The sequence below is a fragment of the Pseudomonas sp. GM84 genome (assembly GCF_000282535.1).
Taxonomy (GTDB): Bacteria; Pseudomonadota; Gammaproteobacteria; order Pseudomonadales; family Pseudomonadaceae; genus Aquipseudomonas.
The window spans coordinates 18,778-35,681 of the sequence record NZ_AKJC01000228.1; the positions used below are offsets into that span (position 1 = coordinate 18,778).

General features: G+C 65.5%; 12 protein-coding genes. 4 read left to right on the plus strand and 8 right to left on the minus strand.

All coding sequences use genetic code 11. The features are described 5' to 3' along the window. Positions 1–200 precede the first annotated feature (200 nt). The 3 genes from ptsP to PMI38_RS18530 are packed head-to-tail and all read left to right on the plus strand — an operon-like array spanning position 201 to position 5,731. A complete protein-coding gene (gene ptsP / locus PMI38_RS18520; protein WP_008097090.1) occupies positions 201–3,053 on the plus strand; it encodes a phosphoenolpyruvate--protein phosphotransferase in 2,853 nt (950 codons plus the stop codon). Then, positions 3,054–4,001: a 1-phosphofructokinase gene (pfkB, locus tag PMI38_RS18525; RefSeq protein ID WP_008097092.1), complete on the plus strand. Its 948-nt coding sequence runs from the start codon at positions 3,054–3,056 to the stop codon at positions 3,999–4,001. Continuing rightward, positions 3,998–5,731, plus strand: coding sequence for a PTS fructose-like transporter subunit IIB (locus PMI38_RS18530; protein WP_008097093.1), 1,734 nt, complete (start codon positions 3,998–4,000; stop codon positions 5,729–5,731). Before pfkB ends, PMI38_RS18530 begins: the two co-directional genes overlap by 4 nt. A gap of 121 nt (positions 5,732–5,852) precedes the next feature. Here the strand turns inward: PMI38_RS18530 and PMI38_RS18535 are convergent, their stop codons facing one another. Beyond that, a complete protein-coding gene (locus tag PMI38_RS18535) occupies positions 5,853–6,074 on the minus strand; it encodes a DUF3820 family protein (protein ID WP_008097095.1) in 222 nt (73 codons plus the stop codon). 199 nt (positions 6,075–6,273) lie between these two features. Here PMI38_RS18535 and PMI38_RS18540 point away from each other — a divergent pair, with 199 nt between their 5' ends. Then, positions 6,274–6,750: a ferritin-like domain-containing protein gene (locus PMI38_RS18540; protein WP_008097096.1), complete on the plus strand. Its 477-nt coding sequence runs from the start codon at positions 6,274–6,276 to the stop codon at positions 6,748–6,750. Here the strand turns inward: PMI38_RS18540 and PMI38_RS18545 are convergent. The 7 genes from PMI38_RS18545 to PMI38_RS18575 all read right to left on the minus strand — a co-directional run bounded on the left by PMI38_RS18545 (position 6,747) and on the right by PMI38_RS18575 (position 16,657). Then, positions 6,747–8,243, minus strand: coding sequence for a sensor domain-containing diguanylate cyclase (locus tag PMI38_RS18545; RefSeq protein WP_008097097.1), 1,497 nt, complete (start codon positions 8,241–8,243; stop codon positions 6,747–6,749). The genes PMI38_RS18540 and PMI38_RS18545 overlap by 4 nt on opposite strands. 197 nt (positions 8,244–8,440) lie before the next feature. Further along, complete coding sequence (locus PMI38_RS18550) at positions 8,441–9,775, minus strand: OprD family porin (protein WP_008097099.1); 1,335 nt, start codon at positions 9,773–9,775, stop codon at positions 8,441–8,443. A 204-nt stretch (positions 9,776–9,979) separates the two neighbouring features. Further along, on the minus strand, positions 9,980–10,201 hold the full coding sequence (locus PMI38_RS18555) for a hypothetical protein (RefSeq protein WP_008097100.1): 222 nt from the start codon (positions 10,199–10,201) through the stop codon (positions 9,980–9,982). Positions 10,202–10,333: 132 nt separating this feature from the next. Then, complete coding sequence (locus PMI38_RS18560) at positions 10,334–11,746, minus strand: heavy metal sensor histidine kinase (protein ID WP_008097101.1); 1,413 nt, start codon at positions 11,744–11,746, stop codon at positions 10,334–10,336. Then, positions 11,721–12,395, minus strand: coding sequence for a heavy metal response regulator transcription factor (locus tag PMI38_RS18565; protein ID WP_008097103.1), 675 nt, complete (start codon positions 12,393–12,395; stop codon positions 11,721–11,723). Before PMI38_RS18565 ends, PMI38_RS18560 begins: the two co-directional genes overlap by 26 nt. Positions 12,396–12,404: 9 nt before the next feature. After that, complete coding sequence (locus PMI38_RS18570; RefSeq protein ID WP_008097113.1) at positions 12,405–15,497, minus strand: multidrug efflux RND transporter permease subunit; 3,093 nt, start codon at positions 15,495–15,497, stop codon at positions 12,405–12,407. Next, positions 15,494–16,657, minus strand: coding sequence for an efflux RND transporter periplasmic adaptor subunit (locus tag PMI38_RS18575; protein WP_008097116.1), 1,164 nt, complete (start codon positions 16,655–16,657; stop codon positions 15,494–15,496). Before PMI38_RS18575 ends, PMI38_RS18570 begins: the two co-directional genes overlap by 4 nt. Positions 16,658–16,904 lie beyond the last annotated feature (247 nt).

The following is a 16,904-nucleotide window of genomic DNA, read 5'->3' on the forward strand; positions in this document are numbered from 1 at the left end:
ATTGTCCGACAGGATGGGGCTTTTTCCCTGGAAGATTATCGAGTAACGTGGCCACTTGGTCAGGTTAAACGTTTCAGCTGAATATTTTTCTGCCTCGGCTGCCGCGCGTGCAAGGCTGCTGAACTGGCTGAATACGTGAATTTCACAACAATACCTCAGTACCCGGCATTTACAGCAAGGGGCTGCAAAAGGAGAAGGTCATGCTCGAGCTCGCCAAAGAGCAGATAGCCATGGGCCAGACGGCTGCCGACAAGGCCGAGGCATTGCGCTTGCTGGCGCAGTGGCTGGTGGCCGATGGCCTGGTCGCCGAAGGCTACCTGCAAGGTCTGCAGGCGCGGGAGGCGCAAGGCTCCACCTTCCTTGGCCAGGGCATCGCCATCCCCCACGGCACCCCGCAGACCCGTGACCTGGTGCATGCCACCGGGGTGCGCTTGCTGCAGTTTCCCGAAGGCGTCGACTGGGGTGACGGCCAGATCGTCTACCTGGCCATTGGCATTGCAGCCCGCTCCGATGAACACCTGCGCCTGTTGCAATTGCTGACCCGTGCCCTGGGCGAGACCGATCTGGCCGAGGCCTTGCGCCGGGCCAATTCCGCCGAGGCGCTGCTCAAGCTATTGCAAAGCGCGCCACAGGAGCTGGCCCTGGACGCGCAACTGGTCGGTCTGAACCTGCCCGCCGAGGACTTCGACGAGCTGGCCTGGCGCGGTGCGCGCTTGCTGCAACGGGCCGGTTGCGTCGACAGCGGCTTTGCCGCCGTGCTGCAGCAGGCCGAGCCGCTGCCCCTGGGCGAGGGCCTGTGGTGGCTGCACAGCGAGCGCCAGGTGCGCCAGCCGGGGTTGGCGTTCGTCACCCCGCAGCAACCCCTGCGTCATCGTGATCAGCCCTTGAATGGCGTGTTCTGCCTGGCCAGCCTCGGGGCTGCGCACCAGGCGCTGCTCGAGCGTCTTTGCGAAGTGCTGATCGAAGGTCGGGGTCAGACGCTGTACCAGGCGACCAGCAGCCGCGCGGTGCTCGAAGTGCTGGGTGGCGAGGCGCCGGCAGACTGGCCCAGTGCGCGCATCGCCTTGGCCAACCCTCATGGCCTGCATGCCCGTCCGGCGAAGATCCTCGCGCAACTGGCCAAGGGCTTCGACGGCGAGATTCGCCTGCGCGTGCTGGACAGCGCACAACCGGCAGTGTCGGTCAAAAGCCTCAGCAAGTTGCTCAGCCTGGGCGCCCGTCGAGGGCAGGTACTCGAACTGACCGCCGAGCCGTCCATCGCCAACGACGCCTTGCCAGTGCTGCTGGCGGCGATCAAGGAAGGCCTGGGCGAGGAGGTGGAACCACTGCCAGAAGCTGCCATGCAGGTTCCGCCAGCTCCCGTCGAGGTGCTTCAGGCACCGGCTGCGGGCAGCCGCATCCAGGCAGTGGGCGCGGCACCGGGCATTGCCAGTGGGCCGGCGCATGTCTGCGTCGAACGCGAGATCGACTACCCATTGCGTGGCGAGTCGCCCGCGCAAGAACGGCTGAAGCTGCAGCAGGCCATGGCAGCGGTGAACAACGCGCTGCAGGCGCTGGTAGAGCGCAGCGACAAAGCCATTGGCGAGATCTTCGTCACCCACCAGGAAATGCTCGCCGACCCGGCGCTGAGCGACGATGTCGAACTGCGCCTGGCCCAGGGCGAGAGTGCTGCGGCCGCGTGGATGGCCGTGATCGAAGCGGCGGCACGCCAGCAGGAAGCACTGCACGATGCGCTGCTGGCCGAGCGCGCTGCCGACCTGCGCGATGTCGGGCGTCGGGTGCTGGCGCAGTTGTGTGGCGTGCAGGCCCAGGCCGAGCCCGAGCAAGCCTACGTGCTGGTGATGGCCGAAGTCGGCCCTTCCGATGTCGCTCGCCTGGACCCGGCAAGGGTCGCCGGCATCGTCACCGCCCATGGCGGTGCCACTGCCCATAGCGCGATTGTCGCCAGGGCCCTGGGCATTCCGGCAGTGGTCGGCGCGGGGGCGGCGGTGCTGCAGCTGCAGGCCGGCACCCCGTTGCTGCTCGATGGCCAGCGCGGCACCCTCAGCGTTGCACCGCCAGCTGATGAATTGCAGCGCGCGCTGGCCGAACGCGACCAGCGCGAGCAGCGTCTGCAAGCGGCCTGGGCCGATCGCCACGCACCGGCAGTGACCCGCGACGGCCATGCCGTCGAGGTGTTCGCCAACATCGGCGAAAGCAGCGGCATCGACAAGGTGGTGGAGCAGGGCGCCGAAGGCATCGGCCTGCTGCGCACCGAACTGCTGTTCATGGCCCACCCACAGGCACCGGACGTCGCCACCCAGGAAGTCGAGTACCGCCGTGTGCTCGACGGCCTGGGCGGGCGGCCGTTGGTGGTACGGACCCTCGATGTGGGCGGCGACAAGCCGTTGCCCTACTGGCCGATTCCCACCGAAGACAACCCGTTCCTCGGCGTGCGCGGGGTGCGCCTGACCCTGCAGCGGCCGCAGATCATGGAAGACCAGCTGCGCGCCCTGCTGCGCGCTGCCGACCAGCGCCCGCTGCGGATCATGTTCCCGATGGTCGGCCAGGTGCACGAATGGCGTGAAGCGCGGGCGATGGTCGAACGCTTGCGCGCAGAAATTCCGGTCGCCGACCTGCAACTGGGGATCATGGTCGAGGTGCCCTCTGCGGCGTTGCTGGCGCCACAGCTGGCGCGCGAGGTGGACTTCTTCAGCATCGGCACCAACGACCTGACCCAGTACACCCTGGCCATCGACCGTGGTCACCCGAGCCTCTCGGCCCAGGCGGATGGCTTGCACCCGGCGGTGCTGAGCCTGATCGACATGACCGTGCGCGCGGCTCATGCCCACGGCAAGTGGGTGGGCGTGTGCGGCGAACTGGCCGCCGACCCGCAGGCCGTGGCAGTGCTGCTGGGCCTGGATGTCGACGAACTGAGCGTGGCCGCACGCAGCGTTGCCGAAGTCAAAGCCCTGGTTCGCCAGGCCGATCACCCGACGGCCCGCGCCCTGGCGCGCGAGGCCCTGCAACAGGACAGCGCCGCGGCGGTTCGCGCGCTGGTGGAGCGTTACTGAATGGCCAAGATCCTCACCCTGACCCTGAACCCGGCGCTGGACATCACCGTCAGCCTCGACACCCTGCGCCCGGGACACGTCAACCGTGCCCACGACCAGCTCAGCCATGCCGCCGGCAAAGGCCTGAACGTGGCCCAGGTACTGGCCGACCTGGGGCACAGCGTGACCGTCGGTGGCTTCCTTGGCCAAGACAACCTGCAGCCGTTCGAGGCGCTGATCGAGCGGCGCGGGTTTGCCGACTGCTTTGTCCGCGTCCCCGGCGAAACCCGCAGCAACCTCAAGCTGGTCGAGGCCGATGGCCGGGTCACCGACATCAATGGGCAAGGGCCGCAGGTCGATGACGCCGCCCGCGCGGCCCTGCTGCATCGGCTGCAGGCGATAGCACCGGGGCATGACGCCGTGGTGGTGGCCGGCAGTCTGCCGCGTGGCATCAGCCCGGAGTGGTTTCGCCAATTGCTCGAGCAACTCAAGGCGCAGGGCCTGAAGGTCGCCCTCGACAGTAGCGGCGACGCTCTGCGTGCCGGTCTGCAGAGCGCACCTTGGCTGGTCAAGCCCAATACCGAAGAGCTCGGCGAAGTGCTCGGCCTGGTCGTGGACGGTCCTGCCGAACAGCGCGCCGCCGCCGAGCAGTTGCTGGCCAGTGGTGTCGCGCATGTGGTGGTGTCGGCGGGCGAGCAGGGCGTCAGCTGGTTCGCGGCTGGCCAGGCGCTGCATGCCCGGCCGCCGCACGTCCGTGTGGCCAGCACCGTGGGCGCCGGTGACTCGCTGGTGGCGGGCATGGTCCACGGCCTGCTGCTGGCCGAAGCCCCGGCGCAGACCCTGCGCCGCGCCACTGCCATCGCCGCCCAGGCGGTGACCCAGGTCGGCTTTGGTATCTGCGACCGCGAACAACTGGCGCGCCTGGAAGCCGCCGTGCAACTGACAGAACAACAAGAGGGTTGCCGATGAACATTGCCATTGTCACCGCCTGCCCCAACGGTCAGGTGTCCAGCGTGCTGAGTGCGCGCTTGCTGGCGGCTGCCGCCCAGCGCCGTGGCTGGAAAACCTGCGTCGAAGTCGTGGACGCCGAACATCCCGAGCGCCAGCTCACCCCCGAGCAGATTGCCGATGCCGACTGGGTGTTGGTGGTCAGCACCGGTGCGCTGGACCTGGCCCGGTTTTCCGGCAAGCGTATGTACCAGAGCACGCCGGCCCAGGCCCTGGCCGACCGCGAAGGGTTTCTCGACCAGGCTGCCGCCAACGCCCAGGTTCACGTCGATGTGCCTGCCCTCGAACAGCCGCCAGCGGCTGCGCGCATTGTCGCGGTCACCGCTTGCCCGACCGGCGTGGCGCACACCTTCATGGCTGCCGAGGCCCTGCAGCAGGCCGCCCAGCAGCTGGGCTATGCGCTCACCGTGGAAACCCAAGGCTCGGTCGGCGCGCGCAACCCGCTTTCGGCCCAGGCCATCGCCGAGGCCGATGTGGTGCTGTTGGCCGCCGATATCGAGGTGCCCACGGCCCGTTTCGCCGGCAAGCGCATCTACCGCTGCGGCACGGGCATCGCGCTCAAGCAGGCGCGGGCGACGCTGGACAAGGCCCTGGCCGAGGCCAAGGTGGAAAGCGCAGGCGACACGGCTGCCAGCGCCGCTGCCGGCAAGGCCGAGAAGGCTGGGGTCTACAAGCATCTGCTCACCGGCGTGTCGTTCATGCTGCCGATGGTGGTGGCCGGCGGCCTGCTGATCGCGTTGTCGTTCGTCTTCGGTATCGAGGCCTACAAGGAGCCCGGCACCTTGCCGGCCGCCTTGATGCAGATTGGCGGCGAGGCCGCGTTCAAACTGATGGTGCCGCTGCTGGCGGGCTACATCGCCTGGTCCATCGCCGACCGTCCGGGCCTGGCCCCGGGGATGATCGGCGGCTTGCTGGCCGGCACCCTGGGCGCCGGTTTCATCGGCGGCATCATCGCCGGCTTTCTCGCCGGTTACAGCGCCAAGGCCATCGCCCGTTGGGCGCGCCTGCCGAGCAGCCTCGATGCGCTCAAGCCGATCCTGATCATTCCGCTGTTGGCCAGCCTGTTCACCGGCCTTGTGATGATCTACGTGGTCGGCCAGCCGGTGGCGGCCATGCTCGAAGGGCTGACGCACTTTCTCGACAGCATGGGTACCACCAATGCGATCCTCCTTGGCCTGCTGCTGGGCGGCATGATGTGTGTCGACCTGGGCGGGCCGATCAACAAGGCCGCCTACGCCTTCTCGGTCGGGCTGCTGGCCTCGTCGAGCTACGCGCCGATGGCTGCGACCATGGCTGCCGGCATGGTGCCGCCGATCGGCTTGGGGATCGCCACGTTCCTGGCCCGGCGAAAGTTTGCCCAGAGTGAGCGCGAGGCGGGCAAGGCGGCGTTGGCGTTGGGCTTGTGCTTCATCTCGGAGGGGGCGATCCCCTTTGCGGCCAAAGACCCGCTGCGGGTGATCCCGGCGAGTGTGGCCGGTGGCGCGTTGACCGGGGCGCTGTCGATGTATTTCGGCTGCAAGCTGATGGCGCCGCATGGGGGGCTGTTCGTGCTGCTGATCCCCAATGCGATCAACCATGCGCTGCTGTATCTGCTGGCGATCGTGGCGGGCAGCCTGCTGACAGCGGTGGTGTATGCCTTGATCAAGAAAAGTGAGCGGGTGGAGTTGGCGGTGGCGCCGGTGAAGGGCTGAAGATCAAGACCGTGTTGACCCTTTCGCGGGACAAGCCCGCTCCCACAGGTTCACCGCTCACCTCAAGAGCAGCGGTGAACCTGTGGGAGCGGGCTTGTCCCGCGAAAGGGCCGCATCTGAATCAACGCCGATGCTTCTGCCGCAACGGCACCAGCAAATCCCCCAGCCCGTTGTGGTCGATCTCGTGCATCAACGCCAGTAACCCCCCAAGTTCCCCCGCCGGAAACCCCTTGCGCGCGAACCACGCCAGGTAGTCACCTGGCAGATCGGCAATGATCCGCCCCTGGTATTTACCAAAGGGCATGGTGCGCGTGACCAGCAGTTCGAGGGTTTCCGGATTCATGGGCAATGCCTGCAAGAGAAATGCGCCGACCATACTGCAATCTGCACGAGCGCCCAAGCGGCAATCATGCATAACGCCGTTTCCCCAACTTTTTTGTCAATCAATAACTAATTGATTTTAAAAGGATTTATTTTTATCCGCGGCTTGGCACGAAGGCTGCTCCTTTATACCTGACCTTCACCTGCCAAGGAGTTTTGCCATGAGCAACCCCAACAAAGACGTGATCGACGTACTCAACGACTTGATCGAGTACAGCAAGGACGGTGAGAAGGGCTTCAAGACCTCGGCCGATGATGTGAAAAACCCTGAACTCAAAGCCTTCTTCGTTCAGCGTGCGGGTGAGTGTTCCGCTGCTGCAAGCGAGTTGCAGAGCGAAGTGCGCCGGTTGGGTGGGGATCCTGAAACGTCCACCAGCATCAGCGGTGACATGCACCGTGGCTGGGTCAACCTCAAGTCGATGGTCACCGGCAAGGACGAAGAAGCGGTGCTCAATGAAGTAGAGCGCGGCGAGGACCATGCCCTGAAGGCCTACAAGGAAGCACGCGAGAAGCTGGTCAAGCTGGGCCGCGCTGCCAGCGACCAGAGCTACGCGCTGGTCGAGAAACAGCTGCAAGGCGTGCAGCGCAACCATGACCAGGTGAAAGCGCTGCGTAACGCAGCCCGCGCTCGCTCCTAGGTGGCAGGGCCCTCGACTCGGTTGCGGCCATTGGCCTTGGCTCGGTAGAGGGCTTCGTCCGCCGCCCCCAGTACCCGGGCCAGGTCGTGCTGGGTACCTGGGAGGTACACGCCGATGCCGACGCTGACCGTGACCGAACGGGCATCGTCGGCAAACGCCGGCAGGGCTTCGACGCTTGCCCGAATGCGCTCTGCCAGGAGCAGGGCGCCCGACAGTTCGGTCTCCGGCAAGATCACCTGAAACTCCTCCCCACCGTAACGTGCCGCCAGGTCGGCGGGACGGCGCAAGCACTGTTCGATGGCTTTGGCCACTTCGCGCAATGCATGGTCGCCTCCGGCATGGCCATGGCGTTGGTTGAACGCCTTGAAATGGTCGACATCCACCATCAGCACCGCCAATGACTTGCGGTTACGCTGGGCGCGAGCCCATTCCAGACGCAGCACCTGGTCCAGCCGACGACGGTTGGCAAGGCCCGTGAGGCTGTCGGTAGCGGCCAGGGTGGCCAGGCCTTGCTCGGCTTCGTGGCGGCGCTGCAGTTCGCGGCCCAGCAGCAAGGTCAGCCAGAGGATGCCGATGCACAGCACGCCCGTGGCGACACTGACCAGAATCGCCGTGCGCCGCCATGACTCGAACACCTCGTCGGCCGAATGCACCACCAGCACGATCAAGGGCAAATCCGCGACCCGGGCGAAGGTGTACATCCGCTGGGCACCGGTACGGGCCGAGCGTGCCGTGAAGCTGCCACTGCGCTCGCCGAGCACGCGCTTGAAGTTCGGTCGCTCGCTGTAGTCGTTGCCGATCAGTGGGTCTTGCGGGCGCGTGGGTTGCCGGGCGAGCAACTGGCCGCTGGTGTTGAACAGGTTGATGCTGCTGTCGTCGCCGATATCCAGGCGTTGGAACAGCTCGCTGAAATAGGAGAGGCGCAAGGCGCCTGCGGCCAACCCGGCGAATTCGCCCGAGGGGCCGGAGATTCGCCGGCTGAAACTGATGCACCAGTCCAGGTCGCCCAGCCTGGCCTTGAACGGCGGGCCCACCAGCAAACCGAGGTTGGGGTCATTCAGATGGGCCTGGAATACCCCGGTGTCGGCGAAGTTGGCCTTGCGCGGCACACTGCTGGTGGAGTCGCCCACCACATCGCCTTGTTTGTCGAGCCACAGCACATCGCCGCGTTTCTTGTCGACGAAGGCTTCATTGAACAGCAGGCGCTGGCGCAGTGGTCCGGGAATCTCGGGCAGTTCCTTGCGGTTGACCGCCCAGATCAGGCCCTGCAGGGATTGATCGTAGAGTTCGGCGTTGCGCAGGATATCGCTTTCGATCAGTTGCACGATGTTGTTCGAAGCGCGGATGGCCGACAGCTCGACACTGTCGCGCTCACGGGCCAGCAGGTAGCTGACGATGGCCACGATAGCGAGCACGGCAAGGCAACTGCCCAGGTTGAGGATCAGCTCGGGGTGCGACCTGTAGAGTGCGAGACGCGGTAATGGAGTGGGCATGCGCGCTACTGCTGAGGCAGGGCCATTTGCGGCGGCGACATTTTAGGGAAGCGGGAGTTGTCGGACAAGATTTGTCCGACGGAATCGTGCGGGTGTTGACTGTACTTGTGGGAGCGGGCTTGTCCCGCGAAGCAGGCAGCGCGCTGCATGGCACCGGCTCTGCCGGTGTTCGCGGGGCAAGCCCGCTCCCACAAAGATCAGAACACGTTCAACGGATAATCGATGATCACCCGCAGCTCGTCGTTGTCGCTGTTGCTGTCGATCGACGCATACCCCTGGCTGCCACGGTGGGTGGCATAACGCACCAGCACCGACAGGTCCTTGAGGTTGCCTTCCTGGAACACGTACTTCACGTCCAGGTCCCGCTCCCAGTGCATGGCGTTCTTGCCATCGGCGCGGTAGTAGTCGTAGTGGCTGGTGTCCTGGGTAGCCTTGGTCAGGTCTGCCTCACCGCGCGAGTACGACACGGTGGTGCTCAGCCCAGGCACGCCGACACCGGCGAAGTTGTAGCCGTACTGCAGCTTCCACGAACGCTCGTTGGGGGCGTTGAAGTCCGAGTACATGCGCGAGTTGTCCAGGTACACGCTGTCGCCCAGGTTGATGTAGTCGAACGGCGTGTTGCCGTTGACCCGCTGGTAGGCGGCGGTGACGCTGTGGTAACCGGCATTGACCGTGAAGTGCAGGCTGTAGGTGTTGTTGTCGATCTTGCCCAGCAGCGCCTGGCCGGTGTCCTGGGTGTGATAGAAGTGCACGCCCGGGTTGAGGCTGACCAGGTCGTTGACCACGTAGGTGTAGTCGAAGTCGGCGTAGTACTGGTTCCAGATGTCCTTCAGCTCGGCGGCATACAGGTTGGCGCTGAAGTTTTCGGTGCCGGTCCAGGAGGCGCCAGCCCAGTTCAGGTGCTCGCTCTTGTCGCCGTCGGCCAGCGCACCGTAGTAGGTGTCGATGCGGCGGTGGCCGCTCTGGTTGTACGGTTTGGTGAAGCTGGCCTGGCCACCTTCGAGCATCAGGCCGTCGATGCTGGTGTTGGTCAGGCTCACACCACGGAATGTCTGCGGCAGCATGCGGCTTTCGCCGCCAGCGATCACCGGGTTGGTGAGGAACAGGTCACCGGCCTTGAGCTCGGTGTCGAATGCCTTGAGCTTTACCGCCGCGCCCGCGGTGGAGAACGAGTGCGGGGCAGCGCCCAGCTCGCCGTCGTCCTTCACATGCGAAGGCAGGATGCTGGTACCGGCATGGCCGCCACCGCCGTCGAGCTTCAGGCCCAGCATGGCATGGGCGTCGAGGCCGAAACCGATCACGCCAGGGGTGTAGCCGGACTCGAATCGCGCGACCGCGCCCTGGCCCCACTCGCGCTTGTCACGCACGCCCGATTTGAGGTTGTTGCGGTTGAAGTAGGCATTACGGAAATGCAGGTTGAACGACGAGCCTTCGATGAAGCCATCAGCCTTGTCTTCATCTGCCTGGGCGGCGAAGGGCATCGTTGCAGTCAATGCAATGAACAGCGGGGTAAAGCGAAACGCGGAAGACACCGGTACAAGCTCCTTTGGTATGACGTTGAGGCAGTTTTTATTTTTGAATGTGCAACTTTCTTGTTGGAGACGTAACAACCGGGCTGATCGTCAAAGCACATAAAAAAAGCCGCTGATCGGCAGCGGCTTCAAGAGGCTAACATATCGACAGCGCTGCTGCCCATGACGTAGCCGAGGGAAAACTTACGCGGCAGCGAGTTGAACTCAGCTGTCGGCGTTGGTATCGATGGATACTTTTGAAACGGTCTGTTCCGGGGCTTTCACGGCATCGCTCTGGTTGGCGACGGCTTCGCGAGCTTCCTGATGAACAGCGGCGAGTTCTGCGTTACGGGCGACGAAGGCCTGGGATTCTTCAGCCATGGCCAGGGGCGACAACAACAGGGAAGACAGAACGAAAACGCTGGCAATACCCATACTGTTGGACATTTTGAAACTACCTTCTTGCGCTGCAAGTGCTAATGAGGACAGGGCTAAAGTTAGTCCTTTAAAGGCCCTGGAAACAGCGTCCCCGGTGATAAGCACTATTGCGCAAAAGGTAACGATCTTGCTGGAAAGCAATTAGACTTTCGCCCCAAACCCGCGAGTTTGAGCGCTTGGCAGGCGAATGCCGAAGGTGTTCGCGCCTGCCTCGCTGTGCACAAAAACTTCCCCACCATGCATCACCGCAATCGCCTTGACGATCGCCAGCCCCAACCCATGGTTGCCCCCGCCACTGTTGCTGCGGGCCGCATCCACGCGATAGAACCGCTCGAACAGCAGCGGCAGGTGGGCATCGTCGATCGCCGGCCCCGGGTTGCTCACGGCAATGCTGACCTGCTGCGGCCCGGCATCGATCTGCACGCGGATGATCTGGTTCGGCGCGGTGTGCTGCACCGCGTTGTTCAGCAGGTTGATCAGTGCCCGGCGCAGCTGGGCCTTTTCGATCGGGGCCTGGGCATCGCCGTCGACACTGACGCTGACCTGGGCGTCTTCGAGGATGTAGTCCAGGTAATCGAGGGTGGTGGCTACCTCTTCGGCCAGCGACGCCTGGGTCAGTGCCGTGGCCTTGCTGCCCTGGTCGGCGCTGGCGAGGAACAGCATGTCGTTGATGATGCTGCGCAGGCGCTCGAGCTCCTCCAGGTTCGATTGCAGCACTTCGAAGTAGTGCTCGGCACTGCGGCCACGGGTGAGGGCGACCTGGGTCTGGCCGATCAGGTTGGTCAGCGGTGAGCGCAGTTCGTGGGCGACGTCGGCGTTGAAGGCTTCCAGCCGGGAATAGGCCTGGCTGACCCGGTCGAGGGCGGCGTTGAAGGCGCCGGCGAACTGCGCCAGTTCCGGGGCCAGGTCGCTGGTTTGCAGGCGGCCATCCAGGCGCGGCGGCGCCAATGCCTGGGCTTCGTTGGACAGGGCCAGCAGCGGGCGCAGGCCGATACGCGCCACCCAGTAACCCAGCACCGAGGCCAGCAGCACACCCAGCACCGCGAGGCCGACGATGGCTACCAGCAGGCTGTGCTGCGCCTGCCAGAAAGTTTCGGTGTCGATGCCGATCAGAAAGCGCAGCGGCGGTCGGTCGCCCAAGGCCGGCAGCTCACTGACCAGCACCTTGTACGGGTAGGGGCGGTCGGGCAGGCGCAGGTCGCGCATGCCTGGCGGGCCCTCGGCGAAGGCCCGCACCAGCTCGCTGGGGTGGCCGTACTCGAAGGCCGGGTTGCTGCTCACTACCCAGAAGCGGATACGCTTGTCTTCTTCGCTGAGCAGGTTGAGCTTGTTGTTGATCTTGGCCCAGTGCTCGGGCGTACCGAAGCGATTGAGGGTGGATTCGAGCACGCTGTAGCGGGCGTCCAGCTCGGCCTCCGGCAACAGGTCGAGGCTGCGGTCGACCTGGCGGTACAACGCCGAGCCGATCAGCACGAACACGCCCAGCGCCACCAGGATGAACAGCGCCGACAGGCGCAGCGCGATGGAGTTAACCGGCACGGTTTTCCAGTACATAGCCCATGCCTCGGATGGTATGCAGCAGCTTGTTGTCGAACGGCCCATCCAGCTTGGCGCGCAGGCGTTTGATCGCCACCTCGACGACATTCGCATCGCTGTCGAAGTTGATGTCCCAGACCAGCTCGGCGATGGCGGTCTTGGAGAGGATTTCGCCCTGGCGCCGGGCCAGCACGCTGAGCAGCGAGAACTCCTTGGCGGTCAGCTCCAGGCGGGTGCCGGCACGGCTGGCCTTGCGCGCCATCAGGTCGATCCACAGGTCGCCGACCTGGATCTGCAATGGTTCGTGGCTGCTGCTGCGGCGGGTCAGGGCCTGCAGGCGGGCGACCAGTTCGAGGAAGGAAAAGGGCTTGCCGAGGTAGTCGTCGGCGCCTTCGCGCAGGCCATGGATGCGGTCTTCGACGCGCTCGCGGGCGGTGAGCATGATCACCGGCGTCTGCTTGCGCGCACGCAGGGCACGCAACACGCCGTAGCCGTCCAGGCCCGGCAGCATCACATCGAGCACGATCACGGCGTAGTCGCCTTCAAGGGCCAGGTGCAGGCCGTCGATGCCGTCACGCGCAAGGTCGACGTTGAAGCCTTGCTCGCTCAGGCCGCGATGCAGGTAGTCGGCGGTTTTCTCTTCGTCTTCGATGATCAGCACACGCATGGTCTTGTCTCAGCTGGTACTTGGCGCGGCCGCGCGGGCCGCCTGACGGCGATGGAACAGGCGTTCCAGGGCCAAGTATATGACCGGGGTGGTGAACAGCGTCAGCGCCTGGCTCACCAACAGGCCGCCGACCACGGCGATCCCCAGCGGCTGGCGCAGCTCGGCGCCGGTGCCGAAGCCGAACATCAGTGGCACCGCGCCCAGCAGGGCGGCCAGGGTGGTCATGATGATCGGACGGAAGCGCACCAGGCACGCCTGGCGGATCGCCTGCTCGGGTGTCATGCCCTGGTGGCGCTGGGCTTCCAGGGCGAAGTCGATGAGCAGGATGCCATTTTTCTTGACGATGCCGATCAGCAGCACCACGCCGATCAGCCCCATGATGCTGAAGTCCTGGCCGCTGCCCCACAGCAGGATGATCGCACCCAGGCCTGCCGAGGGCAGCGTGGAGATGATGGTCAGCGGGTGGACCAGGCTCTCGTAGAGCACGCCGAGGATGATGTACACCGCCACCAGGGCGGCGAGGATCAGGTAGGGCTGGCTCGACAGCGAACTCTGGAACGCCTGGGCGGCGCCCTGGAAATTGCCGGCGATGGAATCGGGCATGCCCAGCTCGCGCTGGGTGCGTTCGAGGATCTGCACCGCATCGCCCAGGGCCACGCCGGGCGCCAGGTTGAACGACAGGTTGGCGGCCGGGAACAGGCCGTCATGGCTGATCGACAGCGGCCCGGTGCTGGGCGCGGCCACATGCGCCAGGGCCGACAACGGCACCATTTCGTTGGTCAGCGGCGAGCGCAGGTAGAAGAAGTTGAGGCTTTCGGCCTTGCCGCGCTGGCGGGCGTCCAGTTCGAGGATCACTTTGTACTGGTTGGTCTCGGTCTGGAATTCGCTGATCTGCCGCTGGCCGAAGGCGTCGTACAGCGCCTGGTCGACGTCGGTGGTGGTCAGGCCGAAGCGCGCCGCGGCCTGGCGGTCGATGTCGATGCGCGTGACGCTGGCGCCCAGTTGCAGGTCGTTGGACAGGTCGCGGAACGCCGGGTTTTCCCGCAGGCGTTCGGTCAGGCGCTGGGTCCACAGGTTGAGGGCGACGCCGTCATTGCTCTTGAGCACGTACTGGTACTGGGTGCGCGAAGGGCCGGAGCTGAGGTTGATGTCCTGGCCGGCGCGCAGGTACAGGACGATGCCGGGCACTTGTGCCAGCTTCGGGCGCATCCGGTCGATCCATTCGCTGGCCGACACATCGCGATCGCCGCGCGGCTTGAGCGAGATCCAGAAGCGGCCGTTGGCGATGGTCTGGTTGCTGCCGGTGACCCCGACCGAGTGTGAGTAGGCGCGCACCGCCGGGTCATCGCCGATGATCTTCGCCACCGCCAGGTGCTTCTCGATCATCGAGGGGTAGGAAACGTCCGCCGCGGCTTCGGTGGTGCCGAGGATGAAGCCGGTGTCCTGCAGTGGGAAGAAGCCCTTGGGAATGCCCACGTAACCGGCCACCGCCAGCGCCAGGGTAATGCCGAACACGCCCAGGGTCAGGCGCCGATGGGCCAGGGCACGGTCCAGGCCTTTTTCGTACCAGCGCAGCAGGCGCGGGCCGAAACCGCCGGCATGCTCGGCGGGTGGGCGGCGCATGAACAGGGCCGCGAGGGTCGGGGCCAGGGTCAGCGACACCACCACCGAGATCAAAATGGTCGCCGTGGCGGTCAGGGCGAATTCCTTGAACAGCCGCCCGACCACGCCGCCCATGAACAGCAACGGAATGAAGGCGGCGATCAGCGAGAAACTGATCGAGACCACGGTGAAGCCGATTTCGCCGGCGCCCTTGAGCGCGGCAGTGCGGCCGTCGTCGCCAGCTTCCAGGTGGCGATGGATGTTCTCCACCACGACGATGGCATCGTCCACCACGAAGCCCACGGCGATGACGATGGCCACCAGCGTCAGGTTGTTGAGGCTGAAACCGAGCACGTACATCAATGCGCAAGTGGCAATCAGCGACACCCCCAGCACGCTGGAAACGATGAAGGTGGCCGACCACTGGCGCAGGAACAGCGCCATCACCCCGATCACCAGCGCCACGGCGATCATCAGCGTCAGCTCCACCTCGTGCAGCGAGGCGCGGATGGTCTGGGTTCGGTCCTGCAAGATCGACACTTGCACCGATGCCGGCAGCATTTCCTGCAGGCGGGGCAGGGCATCGAGCACCCGGTCGACGGTATCGACGATATTGGCCCCGGGCTGACGGAAGATCACCAGGTTCAGCCCGGGCTGGTCGCCTGACCAGGCCTTGACGTAGGCGTTCTCGGCACCGTTGATCACCTTGGCCACGTCGGCCAGGTGCACCGGCGCGCCGTTGCGGTAGCTGACGATCAGCTTGGCGTAGTCCTCGGGGTGGAACAGCTGGTCGTTGGCGGCGATGGTCGACACGCTGTGCTCGCCATACAGCGCACCCTTGGCCAGGTTGAGGCTGGTCTGCTGGATGGCCTGGCGCATGTCGGCCAGGGTCAGGCCGATGGCCGCCAGCTTCTCGGGCTGCGCCTGCACCCGGATCGCCGGGCGCAGCTGCCCGGTGATGTTGATCAGGCCGACGCCTTCGATCTGGCTGAGCTGACGGGCCAGCAGGGTTTCGGCGTAGTCGCTGAGCTCGTTGCCGGGCATTTGCGCGGAGCTGACGGTGAGGATCACCACCGGGCTGTCGGCCGGGTTGACCTTGCGCCAGGTCGGCGGGCTGGGCAGGTCCTGGGGCAGGCGCGCGGTGGCGGTGTTGATCGCCGCCTGGACCTCCTGGGCGGCGGTGTCGATGTTCTTGTCGAGGGTGAACTGCAGGATCAGCGTGGTCGAGCCCAGGGCGCTGCTGCTGGTCATCTGGGTCATGCCGGGAATGGCGCTGAACTGCACCTCCAGGGGCGTTGCGACCGAAGAGGCCATGGTTTCGGGGCTGGCGCCGGGCAACTGCGCGGTGACCTGGATGGTCGGGAAGTCGGCTTCAGGCAAGGGCGCCACGGGCAGGCGGGGGAAGGCGATGGCACCGAGCAGCACCAGGGCGAAGGTCAGCAACAGGGTGGCGATGGGGTGGTCGATGCACCAGGCAGAGACGCCATTGCGGGTGTTCATGGCTGGCTCCTGCGTTCGGCCATCTCGGCCGGCGTCGGCGCGTCCGGGGTGATCTCGATTCGGGCGCCGGGCTTGAGGCGCGACTGGCCGTCGAGCACCAGGCGGTCACCGGCCTTGACCCCGGCGACGATGTTCAGCGTGCTGTCCTGGTACAGCACCTTGACCGGCACACTGGTCACCTTGTCGCCGTCCACGCGGTAGACGAAATGGCCATCGATGCTGCGTTGCACCACCGGCGGCGGCACCACCAGGGCGTCTTCGTCTACCGCCGTGCGCAGGTGCACGGTCACCAGCTGGCCTGGCCACAGGCGGCCGTCCTTGTTGTCGAACTCGGCTTTCACCCGCACCGTGCCGGTGTTGGCGGAGATCTGGTTGTCGATCAGTGCCAGGTGGCCTTCGCCGAGCAGGCTGCGCTCGCCATCGGCATCCATGTAGGCCTGCACCAGCGCCGGGGTGGGCGCCTTGAGCAGGTTCTGCAGCGTCGGCAGCATCTGCTGCGGCAGGGAAAACTCCACGGCGATCGGGTCGATCTGGGTCACGCTGAACAGGCTCTGGGTTTCGCTGGTGCGTACCAGGTTGCCGGGGTCGATATTGCGGATGCCGACGCGTCCGGTGACCGGCGAGCGGATCTGTGTGTAGGACAGCTGGACTTCGGCATTGGCGATGGCCGCCTGGTTGCCCTTGACCGTGGCCTGCAGCTGGTTGACCAGCGCCTGTTGCTGGTCGAGGGTCTGCTTGGACACCCCGTCATCGGTGCTGAGCAGTCGATAGCGCTTGAGGTCGACACCGGCCACCTGGATCTGCGCCTGGCTCTGGCCGAGCTGGGCGCGGGCCTGGTCGAGCGAGGCGCGGATGCTGCGGTCGTCGAGGGTGGCGAGCAGGTCGCCCTGCTTGACCCATTGGCCTTCCTTGACCAGCACCTGGGTCAGCACGCCCTCGACCTGGGGCCGCACCTCGACACTGTGCAGCGACAGTACCGAGCCGATGGCGCTGGCGTAGCGGGGCACGTCCTGTTGGGTGACGCTGACCACGCGCACCGGGATGGCGGTTTGCGCGCGGGTTACCGGCGCCTGCTGCTGCTGGCCGTACCAGATACCCAGGGTCGCCAGGGCGAGCAGTGCGGCGGCGGCCAGGAGGAGAGAGCGGGAAGGACGTCGCATCGGTGCGGGCACCTTGGCCAAGGGAAGGGGGAAGGGTTGTCAGTACTCCATCTTATAGCCCCCTGACCGGGTCGGCAGCGTGACCGCTGGCTGACAGCGCTGACAGTTTCGCGGGGGAGCGTGGAGTTAAGCGTGGGATTTGTGATGGGTTTGAGATCGAGCGCCGCCCGCGCGGCGCATCGCGAGCAAGCTCGCTCCTACATTTGTTGCAACGTACCTATGTCTGATAGGCCATGGTTGTCAGCCT